Origin of the sequence: Carboxylicivirga litoralis (assembly GCF_025499605.1) — a bacterium.
Lineage (GTDB): Bacteria > Bacteroidota > Bacteroidia > Bacteroidales > Marinilabiliaceae > Carboxylicivirga > Carboxylicivirga litoralis.
Map to the genome: position 1 here is coordinate 1 of NZ_JAFMVC010000104.1, position 1,038 is coordinate 1,038.

The 1,038-nt window shown below is 36.6% G+C and carries 3 protein-coding genes; 1 reads left to right on the forward strand and 2 read right to left on the reverse strand.

Features of this window, described 5'->3' with window-relative positions:
- On the forward strand, positions 1–210 hold a 210-nt coding region (locus J1N10_RS20930), incomplete at its 5' end, for a tyrosine-type recombinase/integrase (protein ID WP_262328673.1).
- Between the two features lie 8 nt (positions 211–218).
- Here the strand turns inward: J1N10_RS20930 and J1N10_RS20935 are convergent.
- Together J1N10_RS20935 and J1N10_RS20940 are read right to left on the reverse strand one after the other, a co-directional pair.
- Positions 219–350, reverse strand: a complete 132-nt coding sequence (locus J1N10_RS20935; protein ID WP_262328674.1) for a hypothetical protein — start codon at positions 348–350, stop codon at positions 219–221.
- A 97-nt stretch (positions 351–447) separates the two neighbouring features.
- Positions 448–1,008, reverse strand: coding sequence for a glycoside hydrolase family 108 protein (locus J1N10_RS20940; RefSeq protein WP_262328675.1), 561 nt, complete (start codon positions 1,006–1,008; stop codon positions 448–450).
- Positions 1,009–1,038: the final 30 nt, after the last annotated feature.

Here is a 1,038-nt window from a genome sequence, read left to right on the forward strand (position 1 = left end):
ACTGAGGTCGGAATAGAGAAAACGGTAACTACATATACGGCAAGGCACAGCTTTTCAACGGTATTAAAACGTTCAGGAGTTTCAACTGAATACATCGGGGAAAGTTTAGGTCATAACAATCTAAGAACTACTGAACTTTACCTTGATAGTTTTGAAGATGAAACAAAAAAAGAAGTGGCTAAATACTTAACAGCATTTTCAAAGGGGTAAGAGATTAATTAATCCCCTTTCTTATGCTTGTGTGGTTTTAGTGATGGCGTATTTCCCGGAGTTTCTTTATTATCTCGTTGTCGTCTGTCAGGTTTCCCTGTTGATTTTGCTGTTCGTTTTGGACCAGGTTTAATTCCCATGATTTTTGGCTTTTGTTAGAATTATATTTTACTCACAAGTTCATAATAATTAGTCAAATATCAAAATTGTCATAAACTTTCGGGAGGTTTGTAAAATCTAATTCTCAAATATTATTTTCCCAATCCGCTTTAACCATCCTTCAAGGAATAAATGATTTTTGCCTTTCTTGGCAATCTTGTGGTAATAGCGGATTCTTGCTTTTTTGATTTCCCAAAATAGTTCCTTTGGTTGGCAATTGGCTATTGCAGCAAGTGTCATTTTACCAATAATACCGTCCATCTTTAAATCAGCATCAAAGAATTGGTTTAATACACGTTGAACGCCTCTGGCTCCCCATACTCCACTATTGACACACCAATCAAAAATGATTTCTTGTAGTGAGCCATTGGAGATTTCATCAATTTTAAACCTTTTGTAAAAGGTCAGCTTGTAAAAATCCTTTACAAGCTGTGTCAATTGAGGAACATCAATCTTAAAGTTCCAAGGTATTTCACCGTAGGTTTCTTTGTAGGCATCAATATATTGCCAACCTTCCCAATCGGGATGTAAATTCCGGGCAACACCCATGTAGGTTTCTCCACCTCGGTCGCCTTCTACGTTGGCATAATAGCCTTCATGTTTGATTACGCCATCGAACAACTCATCGAATGTTTTCATTTATTACGTCTGTTTTTAAGTTTGACATCG

Bases quoted from the DNA above. Each gene is read 5' to 3' on its own strand.
- J1N10_RS20935 (WP_262328674.1), bottom strand. From the start codon at position 350: ATGGGAATTAAACCTGGTCCAAAACGAACAGCAAAATCAACAGGGAAA.
- J1N10_RS20940 (WP_262328675.1), bottom strand. From the start codon at position 1,008: ATGAAAACATTCGATGAGTTGTTCGATGGCGTAATCAAACATGAAGGC.